This window comes from Psychrobacter sp. PAMC 21119 (genome assembly GCF_000247495.1).
GTDB lineage: Bacteria > Pseudomonadota > Gammaproteobacteria > Pseudomonadales > Moraxellaceae > Psychrobacter > Psychrobacter glaciei.
In genome coordinates, this window is sequence record NZ_AHVZ01000020.1 from 86,969 (window position 1) to 106,273 (window position 19,305).

Genomic DNA, 19,305 nt, shown 5'->3' on the forward strand with positions numbered 1-19,305 from the left:
GTGACTTAACGGTACTAAAGGCTGGTGACTCAAGGAAAAATGTCTGCAATGCTAAATTCTAACCACCCGTCTAATAGTTGGAATGCGTCGCAGGCAAGTTTGTTAACAGACTTAGCAGCCGTTGCTGGCGCGCCCAATGTATTGACCAAGCCGAGTCAGCAGCAGTCGTATATACAAGGGGCGATTGCTGCCATCACAGATGCTATCTTGGCAGTGGTGACCCCTCATTCTCTTGTGGCACTATGGCGCGTCATTAACCTCTGTGCCGCATCTGATGTGATCATTATCGCTCAGGCTGCTAACACAGGGTTGACCGGAGGCTCCACGCCGTATGGGAAGTATGATCGACCAGTCATCGTTATTTCTACGCAACTACTGGGCGGTGTTCATCTGCTCAATGACGCAGCAGAGCTTGTTGCCTTGCCAGCGGCGACCCTTCAGCAATTAGAATACAAGCTTGCACCTTTGGGGCGTGAGCCGCATTCAGTGCTGGGCTCTAGTTGTGTTGGTGCTTCGGTGATTGGCGGTATTTGCAACAGCTCTGGCGGTATGTTGGTGCAGCGTGGTCCGGCGTATACCGAGATGTCACTATTTGCCAAACGTAATGCTATGGGTGAGTTTGAATTAATCAATCACTTAGGCATTGATTTAGGTGTCGATCCAGAAGAGATGCTTGGAAACCTACAAGCTGGCACGTTCAATAAAAATCCAGATAGTGCCAACAGTAAGTCCTGTACAAACCACCATTATCAACACAAAGTGCGTGATTGCGAGGCAGACACACCTGCCAGATTTAACAATGACCCTAACGGGTTATATGAAGCCTCTGGTTCAGCAGGCAAAGTTATCGTCTTTGCGGTTCGAGTCGCAACATTTGCCAAACCGGCGCAAGAGCAAACGTTCTATATCTCGACCAATGACGCTGATACCTTGACCACACTCAGGCAGCAGTGGTTAAAAAGCGAGCTGAACCTGCCTATTTTGGCAGAATATATGCATCAAGATTATAACGATATAACCATGCGCTATGGCCGCGATACTTGTTTAAGTATGGGCAAACTGCCAGCCAGTAAGATAGGCGCGTTGTATCGGTTACAAGCCAAGATTGGCTATTATTTGGATAAGTGGCGACTGCCTCAGACTTTACCAGATCGGGTGCTACAAATGGCATCGACCTTTATGCCGCCATCATTGCCAGACTCTTTGGCTGAGCAGGCACGCTCCTATCGTTATCATTTAATCATCAAAGTCGCGAATGACAGTGACAGTGATAGTGACGATGATAATGACAGTGACGATGATAATCACAGTGCTAAGGCTAGTAATCAGCATATTGCCGCCGCTCAAGCATTTCTACAGTCCCATATGCAGCAGCATCAAGGCGTCGTACATCTTTGTACAGTCGAAGAATCCCAGGCATTATTGGTGTTTCGCAGTGCGGCAACCGCTGCTATGTTTCGTTATCATAATCTTAACCACACAAAGTTTGGCGAGCTATTAGCGACTGATATTGCCTTACCAAGAAATGCCGTAGATTGGGATGAGGTGCTACCTACTGACTTGCAAAAGCAGGTAAGTAAAACCTTTTATTTGGGGCATTTTTTCTGTCATGTCATGCATCAAGACTATCTGTTATACCCTGAAGTGGATGCAAAAAAATTCAAGGATGACCTATTGGCGTTTTATGATCGACGTCGTATAGAGTACCCTGCTGAGCACAACGTGGGACATGTCTATACCGCAAAACCTGCACTACATAATTTTTATAAAAAACTAGATCCGACCAATTCGCTAAACCCAGGCATTGGTCAGACAGCAAAATGGAAAAATTGGCGGTCGTCGCCTATCATGGAGGAATTAAATGACGAGTCATATCAGTAAGTCACAGCAGCCAGTCTTAGGTAATAATGCTGTCGATCCAAAAACACCACAGGGCGAGCAATGGCGAGCGTCATTGTGGAAATTTCTTTTATTTTCAGCCCTTGGTATCGCGCTATTTATCATTCCCTTTCAATGGGATGGCAAGGTTACTATTTTATTGGGCGTATTGACCGATGCACTACAAGGCTGGATAGGCGGTTATGTGGCTTACGTGGCACTGGCGATCGTTACCATCTCTTTTGTTGGCGCACTTGCAGTCAAGCTGTTACGACCTACCTTGCACGAAGACTCTATGATAAAGAAGCTCTTCGATGTTGAGTGGCTGTGGTTTGGTGCCCGTTTTTTGGGCGCAGTATTTATCTGGATGATATTTTTACAAGTAGGCCCCGAGTTTATTATTAACCGTAATACCGGCGGCGTTATTTTTGAAGATTTGATTCCGATTTTGATTCCTTTGTTTTTCTTCGCTATCTTATCCTTGCCGTTCTTAACAGATTTTGGTTTGATGGAGTTTTTGGGAACGTTAGCCAGTAAAGTCTTTATCAAACTATTTAAACTACCCGGACGCTCAGCGGTAGATGCGATGTCTTCTTGGTTTGGAGCGGCCTCTATCGGCTTGCTAGTGACCATGCAAGAGTATGACAAAAGCTATTATAGCCAGCGTGAAGCGGCGGTTATTGCCACAACTTTTTCGGTAACTTCAATCGCTTTTACTTATGTCGTAGCGAAAACAATTGGCGTAGACAATAACTTTGTCTTCTTTTATCTGACCATCGCGTTGACTGGTTTTATAGCAGCCATTATCATGCCACGCATCCCGCCATTATCACTGAAGGCGGACACCTATCATTCTGGTAAATGTATGCTAGATGAAGAGATTCCTACTCAGTATAGTATGCCGCAGTGGGCGCTAAATCGTGCTGTGACGCGTGCGTATTCTATGCCAAGTCTGGCAAGTGTGTTCAAACACAGCCTAAAGAATCTATTTGATATTTACTTTGGTCTGATTCCTGTTATTTTTGCTATCGGCACCATTGGTCTAGGGCTGGCAGAGTACACGCCAGTATTTAACTGGATATCTGCGCCCCTCGTGCCTTTGCTTGAATTGCTACAAATTCCAGAAGCGGCAGAAGCGGCGCCTGCCATGATTATGGGCTTTGCTGATATGTACTTACCAGCGTTGGTCGGTAAGAGTATTGAGAGCGAAATGACACGATTCATCGTTGGGGCATGCTCTATTACGCAGATTATTTATATGTCTGAAGTGGGTGCGCTGATTTTGAAATCAAACATTAAGCTTAATGTTCTAGAGCTATTCATGATTTTCATCCTTCGTACTTTGATTAGCCTAGTGATTATTACCTCAGTCGCGCATCTCCTGTATTAATCAGAAGACCCCGTGACAAAGGTAGGATAGGGTAAGCGACAGTGATTTTTGGCGGGTGATTGATGCCAGTGACTGCGCAGATAGGCAGTAGTGTCAATCACCCGTAATCATTATCAGTAAATACGATATGAATAAACAATGAGAGAGGACATACCATCATGGAAACGACAAATGCTACTGATATAACCAGACAAATTGCAAAAGAGACAATGCAAAATGAAGTGGTATTAAATGCGGCCTATATCAATGGTAAATGGACTGCCATCGAAGCATCATCGGTTGATAGCGAAGACACTGATACGCAGAATCTATATGACCCAAACACTGGTGAGGTGTTAGCAACGACGCGCTTATGTACCAGTGCCCATGTAGAAACAGCGGTCAATGCTGCCTCTGCTGCCTATGAAAATTGGTCGCAAACCCCAGTAAGCGTGCGTGCGCATTATTTGCATGCGATTGCTGACGCTATGGAGCAGCAATTTGATAAGTTAGTGGGATTGTCTGTTTTAAACAATGGTAAGCCCGTTGAGGAAGCAAAAATAGACGTCGGTGACGCCATCGCTTGTTATCGCTATTATGCCAATCTGATAACAGATCAAGAAACGTGGTCGGAAGTACCCACGAATGAATCAGGCATTCGTCTGCTAAAGACTTTTGCGCCCGTTGGCGTGTGTGCATTGATTGTACCTTGGAACTTTCCAATGGTGACGACCTCTTGGAAGTTGGCGCCAGCGCTAGCAGCAGGCTGTACAGTGGTATTAAAGCCTTCTGAGGTAACCTTATTGCCAGAATTGATGCTGGGCAATATATTGTCTAGTATCGATCTGCCAAAAGGCGTGGTTAATATTTTGCCCGGTGCTGCCGAAGTTGGTGCTGCCATGACCAGTCATCCGCTGATTGATAAAGTCTCTTTTACGGGTAGTAATGTGGTGGGTGAAAAGGTAATGACCCAAGCGGCAAAGAGCATCAAAGACATCAGTCTTGAGCTTGGTGGCAAGTCTGCCATTGTGGTGCGCGCGGATGCCGATATCGACTACGCTTGTGACCTTATCATTGGCGGTGTATTTACCAATGCTGGTCAAATATGTTCAGCGACCTCTAGATTGCTTGTTCATCAAGATATCGCACCGACTTTATTTGAAGCGTTGAAAGTGAAAACCGCAAGCCTGCAAGTTGGTGATGGTTTTGATACAGGCACTCAGATGGGTCCAATGGTCAGCGAGCAGCAGCTTAAGCAAGTAAAAAAATACTGTGATATTGCGACTGCCGAAAACCTTACTTGCCTGACTGGTGGAGAAATATTAGCTAGGCAAGGATATTTTGCCGCGCCCACTGTTTATATCGATGTCCCTGTAACCAGCCAATTGTGGCTCGAAGAAGTGTTCGGACCAGTATTGGTTAGCAAAACCTTCAAAGACGATGCAGAAGCCATTAGTTTGGCCAACGACAGCAAATATGCGTTGGCGGCAACCATTGTCAGTACTGATGAAAAGGTCGCATTGGCGATGGCATTACAGATTGAAGCGGGTCATATTTGGATCAACGAACAACAAATCGTGCTGCCTGAGTCAGGGTGGGGCGGCTTTAAGCAAAGCGGCATCGGCCGTGAGTTAGGTGGGGGCGGTCTGTCCGCTTACCAAAAGAGCAAGCATGTATTGTTATCTGACTAAATATGTCTAAATTTCGATTTTCTCAACTATCAAATAAAAACCCCTTTAAATTTTAAAATTTAAAGGGGTTTCAAAAACGATTAACTTTAGATAATGAACGACAATAGTACGATTGAGTTTTCAATTTTTGCCACGTTAATGGGTCATCCACTTTAGCTGATGTAAATATTACTTTCGATATTATTCTTCATATGAAGCAACCGAGGGGCAATGTCTTCTTCTAGTTTAGTACGGCTAAGAACAAAACTGGGTGCGCCGCAATTAAAAGTCAGTAAGCCCTCAGTCGGATGCATGATGGCGGTAGCGACAGCGTTGACGTCTTTTTGCCATTCACTAATCGAGAAGCAATACCCATAGTCGTCATAATCTCTAAAGGCTTTATCCAGTCCGCGTCTAATCTTTAGCCAATCATCTTTATACTTACTGCGAATGGCATCAAGGATAAATTCTTGCTCAGCAGCGGGCATACTGGCTAAGCATGCGCGTCCCATCGAGCTCAAATGAATGGGGAGGTATGAGCCGACATTACGTCGCATGGTCGTAGTACCAGACCCTTGCACGACGTTTAGATATACCATCCTCAGGCGGTCACGGGTTGCCATAGCGACCGCACTATTGGCATAATCTGCCAGTTCTTCCATATACGGGGTGACTAAATTGTTGATAGAGATATTCGCCATCATCGTATAGCCAAACCCTAACACACCGGCAGAAAGCTGATATTTACTACTGTTGGTCGATTGCTTTAGATATCCTAACTTGACTAAAGTATAAGTCAGTCGCGTGATCGTCCCTTTAGGCAGCCCAGTCAATTGACTCAAGTCTTGATTACCCAAATAGGGACGCTGCGGGGTAAAACAACGTAGCAGCTCTAAGCCGCGTGCCAAAGCGGTAATAAACTGCCTATCGTTTTTATCTCTCATGTCACTAATCGGCTCTAACAGCTCAATGTGTGTTGATTTATTAGAGTCTTCATCATCAAGGATATTAGTTGTCATATAAGATTTATTGCTCTCAATTACGTTAATTTAAATAGCATAAAATTCACTACTTTTAGTACCTTGCAAGCCAATAGTTGTACGCTGATAGTAGTTTGTTGCTTTTAATAACACTCTATTAATGTACATTGAAACTATTAACATAGCTATTATAAATATAAAGGATTTCGCTATGCGGTATATAGGTATTTAATAGTATCACGCCTTTTGTGGATCATATTGCTGTTCTTTGATGAACAACGTTGGAATAAGGCCACATAAGAAATACGCGCCTGCCATAAGCAACAAACCTGCGCCGATAGAGTTTTGCATGGCCATATAACCAATGGCAACCGGCGCAATAACTGAGCCTAGTCGTCCGATATTGAATGCACCGCCAATAGCCGTACCTCGAATAGCGGTAGGAAAGCTTTCCGTCAAGTAGGTGGCATTAATAGCATAAGGGATGCCATATAAGAAACCAAAGGTTATCATCAACCAACCGATGTTTTCTGGGGTATGCATATAGACCAACACTGGAATGAATAGCGCTGTGCCCATAGTACCGAAGGCAAATACTATTTTGCGACCAATTCTATCAGCCACTAAACCTGCCACGACTTTAGCAAACATCATCGTCAAGTAAGTACCTGCCATATATAGTGCCATCTCCTTAAACTTGATACCCAGTTCAGTTTCTAGATAAGACGGTAGCCAGTTGCTTACGCCAAAATAGCCAAATAGTAATAGCCCTGAACTCATCGACCATAAAATGAACATAATGCGATGTTTGGGGTTTTCAAATATGGCTTTATAAGGGTTTTCAGGTTTTGTGAGTGAGTTTTTCGCGCCGCTAAGTTTGAGGGCACGAGCCTCTTTCCAAGACTGTGGTTCAGGGATAAGAAAATACATCGATATCGAGAGAATAATAGGTAGGAACGTTAAGAGATATAAGGTGCGCCAGCCATAGACGGGAATAATCCAAGCTGAAATGCTCGTGATCACTAAAGACCCTAAGGTAAAACCTGTCATCAATGCTGCGAGTACCGTCGTTCGATGTTTGGTAGGTACCATTTCAGACATCAGAGTGTTAGTCGCAATATATAAACTGCCCAGACCCAAACACGCGGTGAACCGTAATGCTATAAACTGCTCATAGCTCTGCACAAAGCCACTAAAACCAGATAGCACGGAGAAGAGCGCTGTTGCAATCACGATAACACGTACTCGGCCAAAACGATCACAAGCCCAACCACCGAAAAATCCACCGATGGCCATGCCAAATAATGACCAACTGCCCAAAGCGCCAGCTTGTATGTTGGTCAATCCAAACTCTAGCTTGAGACTTGACAGCGTAAAGGCGAGAATCCCAATATCAGCCCCATCACATAACAGTACTAGAAAACAAAAAAAGAAGGCCAATTTCCAAGGTTGCTTTTGGGTAGAATCTGAGCTTGAATTTGACGTTATAGCGGCACTCTTCACAATTTATATCCTTATTGTTGTGAGAAAGAAATTTTGTAGTAATAGCGACATAAGTCAGGTATCTGCGTCCTAGCAAATACCTCGATACGTTTTAATAATGTAAATATCTTTTACTATTCAAACAAATAGCACTCAAATAAATGACAACTACTCACTAACTTCTTTAATCATATTGCGGGCAATGATGATCTGCTGGATTTGGGTCGTGCCTTCATACAAACGATATAAGCGCACATCACGATAAAAACGTTCAATGCCATAATCGGCAATATAACCAGCGCCACCATGAATTTGTACAGCTCTATCAGCAACACGGCCACACATTTCGGTGGCAAACATCTTGGCACATGACGACTCGGTAACGACATCTTTGCCGTCATCGCGCAGGCGTGAAGCATCTAATACCATGGATTTTGCCGCATAAATCTCTGCCTTTGAATCAGCAAGCATCGCTTGAATCAGCTGAAAATTGGCAATGGGTTGACCAAACTGTTTACGCTCGACGGCATAGCGTAGCGCGTCATCTAACATGCGAGTGGCTGCGCCTGTACTCGCTGCAGCGATATGTAAGCGTCCTTTATCCAATACTTTCATGGCGGTTTTAAAACCTACGCCTTCTACACCGCCGATCAACGCATCAGCAGGCACGACGCAATTGTCAAAAATTACATCACAGGTATGCGCGCCTTTTTGGCCCATTTTTTTGTCGATTTTACCAAGCGTAATACCAGGAGTATCGCTTTCAACGATGAATGCTGAAATACCACCAGACCTTTTGTTTTCAGGGTCAGTGCGTGCCATCACAGTAAAGATACCGGCTTGAGGGGCATTGGTGATATAACGCTTGGTGCCGTTGAGTACGTAAGTATCGCCGTCTTTGATTGCAGTGGTTCGCAGCGATGCCGCATCGGAGCCTGACTCAGGTTCGGTCAAACAAAATGAGCCGATGATTTCACCACTGGCGAGCCTTGGTAGATATTTTTGTTTTTGCGCTTCAGTACCATCGATGACAAGGCCAGAGGAACCAATACCGTTATTAGTGCCTATTAATGAGCGAAAAGCAGGTGAGGTGCGCCCTAATTCAAATGCCAATGTGACCTCTTCTTCCATCGTAACGCCAAGCCCGCCGTACTCCTCGGGAATGGTCAGTCCAAATAGACCCAACTCACGCATTTGACTGATGATATCTTCTGGCAGACGGTCATTTTCTGCCACCCAGTCTTCTTTTGGGATCAGTTGGTTATTCACAAATTGACGAATGGTTTGGACGATATGGTCGAGTACTTCCTTATCTCTAATCATGTGATTCTTCCTTGTTTAGATGACGTCTAATATTGATTGATGAGGGCTTCATAATTAATTTGAATAAACAGCATAATCGATAATTTATTGGATTACAATACTTTTGGTTTAAAAAACCGCAATGCGGTATTTATAAAAGAAGTAAGGTATTAATGATCTATCTATTTATCAATTTAACTGGCTTTTACTCTTCACAAAAGAAAATAAACAGTATATATTGGTACTGAATATCGCTATGCGGTATTAATAATCATAATTATTAGTCTGTTTTAAGGGTGGCGGTTTACCTAAAGACATTACTTAAAGGACAGCATCATGGAAGAGCAAATCATCATTTGTGAAACGTTAGACAATGGCGTGAGCCTGATAACACTCAATCGTCCCAAGGTTCGCAATGCTTTAAACACTGAATTACGCGAAAAAATGGCAGAAATTTTCATCAAATTAAACGATGACCCAAAGACCAAAGCTATCGTGCTGACGGGTGGTGATAAGGTGTTTGCGGCCGGTGCTGACATCAATGATTTCCTAACTACCAAAACAGTCGATGTGTATTTACGCCACAGCGAGCGTTATTGGGATGCCATCACCAATTGTCGTAAGCCGATTATCGCAGCGGTAAATGGCTATGCGCTTGGCGGTGGCTGTGAGCTTGCTATGCATGCCGACATCATCGTCGCTGGCAAGTCTGCTAAGTTTGGACAACCAGAAATAAAAATCGGACTGATGCCCGGCGCAGGGGGCACACAGCGTTTGTTTCGCGTGATTGGCAAACATAAAGCCATGAAGCTGATACTAACAGGCGACATGATAAGTGCTGAGGCAGCGGATCAAATGGGGTTGGTCTCTGAAGTGGTCGAAGATGAGGCGACTATTAATCGCGCCATCGAGATTGCTGAACAACTCGCAGGTTATTCGCCTATTGCTTTAACCCAAATTAAAGAAGTCGCCAATCTTGGGGTGGATATGCCGCTACAAGCTGCCTTAGCTTTGGAGCGTAAAGCCTTTCAGATTTTATTTGATACCGAAGATCAAAAAGAAGGCGCGAAAGCTTTTTTAGAAAAGCGTGACGCGAACTATAAAGGTCAGTAGCTTGTCAAAGCATAGACTTTTCGAAACATAGACTTCTCAAAGCGTAAATTTCTCAAAGCATAGAAAAAAACAGCACATATACTTTGAAAACGAGACTATTCAATAAGAGCATATAAATTAACAAGACCATATAAAGGATTATTATGACTGTTAAATCATTGGCCATTATTGGCACCGGTATTATGGGTATGGGTATTGCCCAAATCGCCGCCCAAGCAGGCATTCAAGTGCTGTTATTTGATGCCAAAGCAGGCGCTGCTGAGCAGGGACGTCAATCGCTTCAAGCTATGTTACAGAAGCTAGCGGCTAAAGGTAAGTTTACTGATGAGCAGCTACAGTCTACTTTATCGAATCTAACCGTGATTGAAGATATAGCCAAAATTGCCGATGTTGATGTCGTTATTGAAGCAATCATTGAAAATTTAGACATAAAAAAACAGCTTTTTAAACAGTTAGAAAGCATTGTCCCTGCCGAGACGATTTTGGCCACCAACACTTCATCGCTAGCGGTGACGGCGATAGCCTCCGATTGCGAGCATCCAGAGCGCGTGGCAGGATTTCACTTTTTTAATCCAGTACCCTTAATGAAAGTTGTTGAAGTGATTCCGGGTATCTCTACCAAACCTTCAGTAGTAGAAACGCTTACAACTCTAGCCAAACGTATGGGACATTTAGGGGTAGTGGCAAAAGATACCCCAGGGTTTATCGTCAATCATGGCGGCAGAGCTTTTGGTACAGAAGCGTTGAAAATATTAGGTGAGGGCGTTGCAAGTTTCGAGGACATCGACCGTATTTTACGTGAAGGCGCTGGCTTTCGCATGGGGCCATTCGAGCTGCTTGATCTCACTGGTATCGATGTCTCTCATCCAGTGATGGAGTCGATTTATAATCAATATTACTTCGAGCCGCGCTATCGGCCGCATCCCTTGACCCGTCAAATGCTAACGGGTAACAAGCTTGGTCGAAAAGTTGGCGAAGGATTTTACCAGTACACAAACGGTCAAAAAGTGACAGCAGATACGTCTGAACCGTCATTGTTTGAAGCATCAAGTTCTAAAGCTAAATTTTCTCAAAAAGGGGCTGATGCTGATACCTCAAACCTCTCAGTTTGGATTGGCGCAGATTTAGCAGAAGATAAACAACAGCTGATTGATCATCTAAACGCTGGCAATATTACTATCGACGATAATGATCAGCCAAATTCTGACAGTTTAATATTACTGGCAATTTATGGCGAAGATACCACCAATGCGGCTATTCGCTATCAGGTGAATCCTAAACAAGCGGTCGCCATTGATATGCTGACTGACTTATCCAAGCATCGTACTCTCATGCCAAGTATCGTTACAGAGGATAATTTTGTGGCGCAAGCTTATGCCCTATTTGGGAGAAATAATAAGCTCGGTAAAAGCTCGGATGAGGGCTCAAATATGGCTGTCGATGCCACGCTGATTACTGAAAGCACTGGTTTTGTGGCGCAGCGAGTCGTTGCTATGGTCATTAATTTAGGTTGCGATATTGCGATGCAAGGTATTGCCACACCAAAAGATATCGACAATGCCGTCAAGCTTGGATTGGGTTATCCGTATGGTCCTATCTCATGGGGAGATGAGCTTGGTACCCAGCGTATCTTACTTATCTTGGATCGTATTTACGCGTTAACAGGTGATCCACGTTATCGCCCAAGCCCATGGTTACAACGCCGCGCCACCCTAGGTATCTCATTATTTACTCAGCAGAGTAATTTCTCATGCTAATAGCATGGCAATCTTTCTATGGTCAGCTTACTTTATGTATAAAGTGCTACTGGGATGAATTTTTTGCAGCCTCTGTCTGCGTAGACACAGCAAGCAAGAAAAATTTATACCAGTAGTACGATTAAACAATCGTAACTCTTTTATTTAGAATTCACTATAAACCCTACATTTTAATCAGACAAATTCTCAAAACACGACAAGGAACAGTTATGTTAGACGCTTATATTTATGACGGATTAAGAAGCCCTTTTGGTCGCCATGGAGGCGCACTAGCCACCGTACGTCCTGATGACATGATTGCGACAGTAATGAAAGCTTTGATTGAAAAGCACCAACTGCCTAACGATATTTTTGATGAAGTACTGATCGGTAACACCAATCAGGCCGGTGAGGACTCACGCAACATCGCTCGTAATGCCGCATTGCTAGCAGGATTAGATGTCACAACTCCCGGTCAAACCGTTAACCGTTTATGTGCCTCAGGGTTATCTACTGTCATTGATGCCGCTCGTAGTATCACTTGTCATGAGGGGGATATATTTTTAGCAGGTGGCGTTGAGTCAATGACCCGCGCGCCCTTTGTTTTTGCTAAGACCGAAACGCCTTTTAGTCGTGAATTTAAAGTATTTGATACGACCATTGGCAGCCGTTTCCCGAATCCTCTTTTGACTAAAGAATTTGGCAGCGACAGCATGCCGCAAACAGGCGATAACGTCGCTCGCAAATATGGAATTACTCGTGAAGAGGCGGATAAATTTGCAGCAGCCTCGCAAGCTAAATATCAAACCGCCAAACAAGCGGGGTTCTTTGGCGATGAAATAACGCCAATTATGGTGTCGCAAGGTAGAAAATTACCAGAAAAGGCGATAACAGAAGATGAGCATCCTCGCGCCACATCTACTGTGGAAGCACTGCAAAAACTTAAACCTTTAAATAGTGAAGGTGTGGTCACAGCAGGTAATGCGTCAGGTATTAATGATGGCGCAGCTGCGTTGATTATTGGCTCAAAGCAGGCAGAAGAAAAGTTGGGCTTTAAGCCTATTGCCAAAATTCTCTCATCTGGCGCCATGGGCGTAGAGCCAAATATTATGGGCGTAGGACCTGTTGAGGCCATCAAACTGGCATTGAAACGTGCTGATTTGACCCTTGATGATATGTCCATCATTGAGATTAATGAAGCATTTGCCTCACAAGTACTAGGCTGTCTAAAAGGTCTAGAAATTGACTTTGATGACAAGCGCGTTAACCCCAATGGCGGTGCGATTGCCGTCGGACACCCGCTTGGTGCATCAGGTGCAAGACTTGCATTAAGTACGGCACGAGAGCTACAGCGCACGGGCGAAAAATACGCAGTGGTCAGCTTGTGCATTGGCATTGGGCAGGGGCTTGCCATGGTAATAGAACGAGTTTAATTCTTTCGTCAATCCACTATAAAAGAGTGACAGCGTTAACTTCGCTTGCCTTGCCCTTCTTTTAAATTGAATCAACTCTATGCCCTCGCCATACTATTTTATTATCAAGGACGACAATAATGACTTCTATACTTAACCAACATGAGGACTACCAACAAGCTCAAGAAGCGTATGGTTTTCCTTTGATTATCAAGCAGCTGCTAAACCGTGCAAAAATTGCTTCTACGGATCAAACCATTAGTTATGCCGATAAGGTCACTTATACGTATGCTGAATTTTTTAAGCGCGTTAATCGCTTGGCAAACGTACTGAAAAACATGGGTTTGCAAGCAGGTGATGTGGTGGCCGTTATGGATTGGGACAGTCATCGTTACCTTGAAGCGTATTTTGCCGTGCCGATGTCTGGCATGATTTTGCAAACGGTCAATGTACGCCTAGCTGAAGATAAAGTCCTGTATACCATCAACCACGCCAAACCAAAAGCCTTGTTACTAAATGCCGAATTTGAGCCAATGGCAAAAAATTATCGTCATGAAGCCCCTTCTATCGAGAAAATTGTTTGGCTCGATGATACTGGCTTTGATGATGCTGAGTATGGCGAAGACGATACAAAGAACGATACAAAAACAGAGCAAGCTAGCATGCCAGATTATGTCGAAGGTGAGTATGAAGCTATGCTAGCTGCGGCTAGTGATGTGTTTGATTTTCTAGATTTCGATGAAAACACCATCGCCACCACATTTTATACCAGTGGCACGACGGGCGATCCAAAGGGGGTTTTCTTTACCCATCGACAGATTGTATTGCAGACGTTGGCAAGTACGTTAGCATCCGCGCTAAATGCCGAAGGTCAAGGCGCGCGCTACAATGATGTCTACATGCCAATGACACCGTTATTCCATGTGCATGCTTGGTGCTGGCCGTATGGGGCAACCATGATAGGGCTTAAGCAAGTGTATCCGGGGCGCTATCTAGCTCCCACGTTAGTGGACTTAATCGAGCAGCACAAAGTCACGCTTTCACATGGCGTTCCAGCAATTTTGCAGATGCTATTAAAAGAGATGGCAGCACGAGGACGTAAGTTTGAGGGTCTGAAGTTGTTACTCGGTGGTTCAAAGTTGAATGAAGGGTTGGCCAAAGCAGCCATTGAAAGTGGCATCGAGTTTATGTCGGGATTTGGGATGTCAGAGTCTTGTCCCGTGTTATCGAGAGCGGTGTTCGATGATAAAACGGACTCGATGGAAATGAAGGATCAGCTCAATTATCGTTGTTTGTCTGGCTCACCAATTATGCTCGTCTCAATGGAAATTTGGGATGAAAACGGCAAAGCTCTACCAATGGATGGTGAATCGACAGGGGAGCTTGTGATTCGAGCGCCTTGGCTGACCCAGAGTTATTTTAAAAACCCAGATGCTGGCAATGAGTTATGGCGTGGTGGCTGGATGCATACCCAAGATATTGCTTGTATTACCTCTGACGGCACGCTAAGCATTACGGATCGGCTTAAGGATGTGATTAAGTCTGGTGGTGAGTGGGTATCTTCGCTTGAGGTCGAAACTATTTTATCCTTCCATCCCAGCGTCGCTGATGTTGCCGTCATTGGCGTGCCACATGAAAGATGGGGCGAATGTCCTTTAGCGTTAGTGGTTTTAAAACCTGAATATATCGATACCAAAGCGGATGATATTTTAGCCTTAGGTCATCAAGCGGTGGAAAAAGGCCATTTACCAAAGTATGGCGTGCCAAGCGAAATCAAGTTTTTAGCAGAAATGCCAAGAACCAGTGTGGGTAAGCTCGATAAGAAAAGAATGCGGATGATGTGCGCAGAAAAACTCATTTAATCCAAAAAATTCTATCGATGACTGCAAAAAATAATTGCAGAAAAATCATTTGAGCTGACTGATAATTTTAACGTATGTGTCAATAACATGTACGTTCGCTGGCATGACGAGACGAGAAAACTATGAAAGCTTTAGCTATATTACCAGAAATCCAAGAGGTGCTGGATAAAGACAAAAACCATCCCATGCATGGCTTCGCGGTTATCTACTCTCAACAAGTAGCGTGGGGCGATATGGATGCTTTTGGTCACGTCAATAATGTGGTCTATTACACTTATGCCCAAAACGCTCGAATTTACTATAACAGTCAATTGAATCTATTTAATGAAAATACTTTTTCCGTCATGGCAGCATCATCCTGTCAATACTTCAAACCCGTGACTCACCCCGATACCTTATGGATTGGAGTTCGAGTTAAGAAAATTGGCAATGCCAGCTTGATTCATGAATATACCTATTATAGTACGGTGTTAAATACCATCGTTGCTAAGGGTGAGTCCGTGCTGGTATATCTTGATAAAACCAGTGGAAAAAAGAAAAACATCGATGACACCAAAAAAGCCGCGATTACTGCTTTTGAAAGTTTTAACTAGGGCGTGTCATCATTTTAAGACCACTAAATGTATCCATGTGCTAATTGATGACACGCCCTAAATTAGGCTGCATGGGTTTTACACAAAAAGGTGGCGCTGATAGTTATGGTATTAAAAGCACGGTAGCAGTAGAGATTTAAAGGGATTTCAATTAATTTAACTGGATTTTAAAACAACACAAGGAATGTGTAGGTTATGCTTTATATCAAAAAGTTGTCTTTTGGTTTGGCTGTTCTTGGAGCATGCGTACAGGCACAAGCGATAGACCTTGTCACCAATGGAGATACCACTTTAAGCATCGGTGGTTATGTTAAAGCGGAAGGCATATTTTATTCTCCCGATGAAGGGGAGTCTGAGTTCAAAGGAAGTGGACGACAATCTCGGATTAATGTTAAAACCACGAAGAACGTAGAGGACAAAAAGCTAACGGGTTTTATTGAAGGCGACTTTTATGGTAATGCCGCAAATGGTGGTTCAGACTTGCGGCTCCGCCATGCTTATGTTCAGGTCGATGATTTGACCGTCGGTAAGACGTGGAATGGTCAGTTCTTAGCGGTCTATCCACTTTTGACTGATCAGCTTGACTTTCGGGGCACGGGATTGGGCACCATCTCTGGTGGTGGCGCTGATATTCGTCCAGATTTGACGGTGCACTATACTCATAAAGAATTTCGTTTTACCGCTCAAGACCCTGTTTATGATGAAGCCAATCTGCCTGATATGGTTGTTAGCTACAAAAATAATATATCTGATCTTAGCTATAACGTGGCGGTCACTGCGCGTGAGACCAAAAATGGAGACGATTCGGATGTAGGCGTCGGTGTCTCTTTGGCAGGTAAACTAAAACTGGGCAATGACTCGCTACATGCGAGCGTGTATAACGGTAAAGGAATGGGTGTCTATTCTACCGTCTGTGTGGGAAGAGCCCTTGGCACGACGGGCGATTTAGATTGCGATGCGGAAGACGGTAAGCTTGTCTCGCAAACGGGCTACACGGTCGGTTACAGGCACAAGTTCACAGAGAAACTGATGAGCAACATACGCTATGGTAAAATTATGGTGGATGATGAGGCGGATACTTCTGTAAATGTAAAAAGTATCAACCTTGTCTATGAGTATCTACCAGATCTAGATATTGGTATTGAGTGGAGAGATCGTAGCGACAAAACGCTTTCACAGGTAAAAAAAGGTCAGCAAGTTGAAATAATGGCCAAATATAACTTCTAAATTATAGTCAGTGAAAAGTAATATTGATACATCACGCACTGATGATATCAATATTACTTGTTTGCTGTGCCTGTGCAGACAGAGGCTACAAAAAATTGATATCAGCAGTATTGTAGCGTTTTTGGGGTATTTTGACTGTATATATTGAGAGATAACAAGCAAACCACATCTGCCTTGGTGCTTTAAAGCCCAAACCCTTCTGAATTCCAATGCGAGCACAGCTTTCATCTTATGTAGAGACAAAGCGGTGCCTCGCTTCATCCTTCTTTATTTAATATCTCTCGTTCTTCTTCAGCTATTTTTAATTGGCGTTTGAGTTGCTTGATTCCTTCAAGAGCTGCCACAACTCCAGTATAATAGGATTCTGTGGCGACAAGCTTGCCTTGATTGGTTTTGTTCTGCCAATTGGGTAGCTTTTGCATCGCTTTTCCTAATTGCTGAGCAGTTGCAATCGAATTAGCATTATTATCTGCTATCTTTTGACCGATTCTACTTTGAATTCCGTATTATCGCTCTGTATTTTCTTGGTCATGATACACTTATCGTCGAGTGGTTGGTTGACCAAGTTTACTGCCATGATTTTTTCAGCATCGCTCAATAAATGTAAATAATGACTGTGAATTTAATGAATAAGTAAAATATTTAACCCATTAATTTTTTCACTCATACGCCTCTAACAAGAAGATTTTATTATGCAAACCAAACGTCCGTTATATATTCCCTTTGCAGGCCCTGCATTATTAGAAACCCCTTTACTAAATAAGGGTAGCGCTTTTTCATCAGAAGAGCGCGATAGCTTTAATTTAACAGGCCTACTGCCTCATAACATTGAGACGATTGAAGAGCAATCATTACGCGCTTATCATCAACTGCGTTCATTCACTAATGATATGGATAAGCATATTTATCTGCGTAATATTCAAGATACTAATGAAACTTTATTTCATCATTTGATTGAGCAGCATATTGAAGAAGTCATGCCGCTCATATATACCCCAACCGTTGGCCAAGCATGTGAAAAATTCTCTCAGATTTATCGCCGCAAACGTGGTTTGTTTGTCTCTTATCCTGAGCGTCATAAAATCGATGACATGCTGCAAAATGCCACCAAACAAAACGTGAAGGTAATCGTTGTCACTGATGGTGAACGTATATTAGGCCTAGGCGATCAAGGCATTGGCGGTATGGGTATTCCTATTGGTAAATTGTCGTTATATACGGCTTGTGGTGGTATTAGCCCCGCTTATTGCCTACCGATCTTATTAGATGTGGGCACCAATAATCAGCAGTTGCTTGACGACCCTATGTACATGGGTTGGAGAAATCCACGCATCTCGGGTGATGAATATAATGAGTTTGTAGATTTATTTATTCAAGCCGTTAAACGTCGTTGGCCTGAGGCATTGTTACAATTTGAAGATTTTGCCCAAGAGAATGCGACACCATTATTGAATAAATATCGTGACCAATTATGCTGCTTTAATGATGACATTCAGGGCACTGCTGCTGTTTCAGTCGGTACCTTGATTGCAGCGTGCTTGAATAAAGGTCAAAAGCTTAGCCAACAGAATATTGCGTTTTTAGGCGCAGGATCTGCTGGTTGCGGTATTGCTGAGCATATTATTCGCCAAATGCAGCGTGAAGGATTGACTGAAGAGCAGGCTCGCAGCCAAGTATTTATGGTTGACCGTTATGGCTTGCTTACTGATGGCATGACAGAGCTACAAAAATTCCAAGAGCCGTTAGTACAAAAAGAATCGGCTATTGCAAGCTGGGATAGAAGTAAGAAACTCGGTTTAGCGCAAGTGGTGAAGCAAGCAAAAATAACCGTATTATTCGGCGTCAGTGGACAAAAAGGTTTGTTCACCCAAGAGGTGATCGAAACGCTATGTGCTAATACGGAACATCCGATTGTATTACCACTTTCAAACCCAACGTCTCGTGTTGAAGCAACGCCGCAAGAAGTGACTAATTGGAGTAAGGGTAAGGCAATTATTGCAACCGGCAGTCCTTTTCCTCATACCACTTATGAGGGTCAAACTTTTGAAGTGTCGCAGTGTAATAACAGCTATATTTTCCCCGGTATTGGTTTGGGTGTTTTAGCCGCACGTGCAACGGGCATCAGCGATAATATGTTGATGGCTGCAAGCCAAGCACTTGCAGATATATCTATGGAACACGAAAAGGCACCAGGCGCTATATTACCGCCAATTAGAGTTATCAGAGAGATCAGTGAAAAAATAGCCTATGCAGTCGCACAACAAGCGATTGAAGATAAATTGGCACTACCTGTCACTGCAGAGAATTTAGAGCGTCAACTAAAAGCCAATTTTTGGTTACCGACATACCGTAACTATCGCCGTACCTCTTTCTAATTTTATAAAGTCCACACAAAAAGCCAAATGTTACCCTTAGAGGTAGCATTTGGCTTTTCTATTATATGGTGTCATGAACATATTATATCGTTCAAAACCCATAAAAAAAGGCTTGCCGCATCGCTGCGAACAAGCCTGATTTCTTTTTGCACTATAGATTTGGTGGGCCCAGTAGGACTTGAACCTACGACCAAAGGATTATGAGTCCTCTGCTCTAACCAACTGAGCTATGGGCCCTAACGCTAGACGGACAATGATACCTTATTTTTTGAATTTTTCAAGTAAAAGTTAACAAGTAGTGCAGAG

13 protein-coding genes, 1 tRNA gene and 1 pseudogene are annotated in these 19,305 nt (G+C 43.5%); 10 read left to right on the forward strand and 5 right to left on the reverse strand.

The annotated features are described in order from the left end of the window. The first annotated feature begins 48 nt into the window (after window positions 1-48). The 3 genes from dld to RH96_RS08275 all read left to right on the forward strand — a co-directional run bounded on the left by dld (window position 49) and on the right by RH96_RS08275 (window position 4,938). A complete protein-coding gene (gene dld, locus RH96_RS08265; protein WP_010199712.1) occupies window positions 49-1,881 on the forward strand; it encodes a D-lactate dehydrogenase in 1,833 nt (610 codons plus the stop codon). Next, window positions 1,862-3,268 carry a YjiH family protein gene (locus RH96_RS08270; protein WP_010199713.1) on the forward strand — a complete coding sequence of 469 codons (1,407 nt, stop codon included), beginning with the start codon at window positions 1,862-1,864 and terminating at the stop codon, window positions 3,266-3,268. Before dld ends, RH96_RS08270 begins: the two co-directional genes overlap by 20 nt. Window positions 3,269-3,426: 158 nt before the next feature. Then, window positions 3,427-4,938 carry an aldehyde dehydrogenase family protein gene (locus RH96_RS08275; RefSeq protein ID WP_010199715.1) on the forward strand — a complete coding sequence of 504 codons (1,512 nt, stop codon included), beginning with the start codon at window positions 3,427-3,429 and terminating at the stop codon, window positions 4,936-4,938. A 152-nt stretch (window positions 4,939-5,090) separates the two neighbouring features. Here the strand turns inward: RH96_RS08275 and RH96_RS08280 are convergent, their stop codons facing one another. The 3 genes from RH96_RS08280 to RH96_RS08290 all read right to left on the reverse strand — a co-directional run bounded on the left by RH96_RS08280 (window position 5,091) and on the right by RH96_RS08290 (window position 8,702). Next, window positions 5,091-5,936, reverse strand: coding sequence for an IclR family transcriptional regulator (locus tag RH96_RS08280; RefSeq protein WP_010199717.1), 846 nt, complete (start codon window positions 5,934-5,936; stop codon window positions 5,091-5,093). A gap of 198 nt (window positions 5,937-6,134) precedes the next feature. Next, the gene (locus RH96_RS08285) at window positions 6,135-7,400 is read right to left on the reverse strand and encodes an MFS transporter (protein WP_010199719.1); all 1,266 of its coding nucleotides are present in this window, start codon (window positions 7,398-7,400) and stop codon (window positions 6,135-6,137) included. Window positions 7,401-7,547: 147 nt separating this feature from the next. Beyond that, the gene (locus tag RH96_RS08290; protein ID WP_010199721.1) at window positions 7,548-8,702 is read right to left on the reverse strand and encodes an acyl-CoA dehydrogenase family protein; all 1,155 of its coding nucleotides are present in this window, start codon (window positions 8,700-8,702) and stop codon (window positions 7,548-7,550) included. Window positions 8,703-9,017: 315 nt separating this feature from the next. Between RH96_RS08290 and RH96_RS08295 the strand changes: the two genes are divergently transcribed. The 6 genes from RH96_RS08295 to RH96_RS08320 all read left to right on the forward strand — a co-directional run bounded on the left by RH96_RS08295 (window position 9,018) and on the right by RH96_RS08320 (window position 16,624). Next, window positions 9,018-9,794, forward strand: a complete 777-nt coding sequence (locus RH96_RS08295) for an enoyl-CoA hydratase (RefSeq protein ID WP_010199723.1) — start codon at window positions 9,018-9,020, stop codon at window positions 9,792-9,794. 143 nt (window positions 9,795-9,937) lie between these two features. Continuing rightward, a complete protein-coding gene (locus RH96_RS08300) occupies window positions 9,938-11,551 on the forward strand; it encodes a 3-hydroxyacyl-CoA dehydrogenase (RefSeq protein WP_010199725.1) in 1,614 nt (537 codons plus the stop codon). 209 nt (window positions 11,552-11,760) lie between these two features. After that, entirely contained in the window at window positions 11,761-12,963 is a 1,203-nt protein-coding gene (locus tag RH96_RS08305) for a 3-oxoadipyl-CoA thiolase (protein WP_010199728.1), read from the forward strand. 119 nt (window positions 12,964-13,082) lie between these two features. Then, window positions 13,083-14,804, forward strand: coding sequence for a long-chain-fatty-acid--CoA ligase (locus tag RH96_RS08310; protein WP_010199736.1), 1,722 nt, complete (start codon window positions 13,083-13,085; stop codon window positions 14,802-14,804). A 122-nt stretch (window positions 14,805-14,926) separates the two neighbouring features. After that, entirely contained in the window at window positions 14,927-15,397 is a 471-nt protein-coding gene (locus tag RH96_RS08315) for an acyl-CoA thioesterase (RefSeq protein ID WP_010199738.1), read from the forward strand. 195 nt (window positions 15,398-15,592) lie between these two features. Next, the gene (locus RH96_RS08320; RefSeq protein ID WP_010199740.1) at window positions 15,593-16,624 is read left to right on the forward strand and encodes a hypothetical protein; all 1,032 of its coding nucleotides are present in this window, start codon (window positions 15,593-15,595) and stop codon (window positions 16,622-16,624) included. Between the two features lie 266 nt (window positions 16,625-16,890). On the opposite strand, the pseudogene RH96_RS15210 reads toward RH96_RS08320, so the two are convergent. Then, window positions 16,891-17,156, reverse strand: a pseudogene (locus RH96_RS15210) (IS3 family transposase); the annotation flags it as partial. Between the two features lie 160 nt (window positions 17,157-17,316). Between RH96_RS15210 and RH96_RS08330 the strand changes: the two are divergent. After that, window positions 17,317-18,999 carry an NAD-dependent malic enzyme gene (locus RH96_RS08330; RefSeq protein WP_010199744.1) on the forward strand — a complete coding sequence of 561 codons (1,683 nt, stop codon included), beginning with the start codon at window positions 17,317-17,319 and terminating at the stop codon, window positions 18,997-18,999. A gap of 160 nt (window positions 19,000-19,159) precedes the next feature. Here RH96_RS08330 and RH96_RS08335 read toward each other — a convergent pair. Further along, window positions 19,160-19,236: transfer RNA gene (locus RH96_RS08335), tRNA-Ile, on the reverse strand. Window positions 19,237-19,305: the final 69 nt, after the last annotated feature.

Bases quoted from the DNA above. Each gene is read 5' to 3' on its own strand.
- RH96_RS08275 (WP_010199715.1), top strand. From the start codon at position 3,427: ATGGAAACGACAAATGCTACTGATATAACCAGACAAATTGCAAAAGAG.
- RH96_RS08280 (WP_010199717.1), bottom strand. From the start codon at position 5,936: ATGACAACTAATATCCTTGATGATGAAGACTCTAATAAATCAACACAC.
- RH96_RS08330 (WP_010199744.1), top strand. From the start codon at position 17,317: ATGCAAACCAAACGTCCGTTATATATTCCCTTTGCAGGCCCTGCATTA.
- RH96_RS08320 (WP_010199740.1), top strand. From the start codon at position 15,593: ATGCTTTATATCAAAAAGTTGTCTTTTGGTTTGGCTGTTCTTGGAGCA.
- RH96_RS08270 (WP_010199713.1), top strand. From the start codon at position 1,862: ATGACGAGTCATATCAGTAAGTCACAGCAGCCAGTCTTAGGTAATAAT.
- RH96_RS08305 (WP_010199728.1), top strand. From the start codon at position 11,761: ATGTTAGACGCTTATATTTATGACGGATTAAGAAGCCCTTTTGGTCGC.
- RH96_RS08290 (WP_010199721.1), bottom strand. From the start codon at position 8,702: ATGATTAGAGATAAGGAAGTACTCGACCATATCGTCCAAACCATTCGT.
- RH96_RS08300 (WP_010199725.1), top strand. From the start codon at position 9,938: ATGACTGTTAAATCATTGGCCATTATTGGCACCGGTATTATGGGTATG.
- dld (WP_010199712.1), top strand. From the start codon at position 49: ATGCTAAATTCTAACCACCCGTCTAATAGTTGGAATGCGTCGCAGGCA.
- RH96_RS08295 (WP_010199723.1), top strand. From the start codon at position 9,018: ATGGAAGAGCAAATCATCATTTGTGAAACGTTAGACAATGGCGTGAGC.
- RH96_RS08315 (WP_010199738.1), top strand. From the start codon at position 14,927: ATGAAAGCTTTAGCTATATTACCAGAAATCCAAGAGGTGCTGGATAAA.
- RH96_RS08310 (WP_010199736.1), top strand. From the start codon at position 13,083: ATGACTTCTATACTTAACCAACATGAGGACTACCAACAAGCTCAAGAA.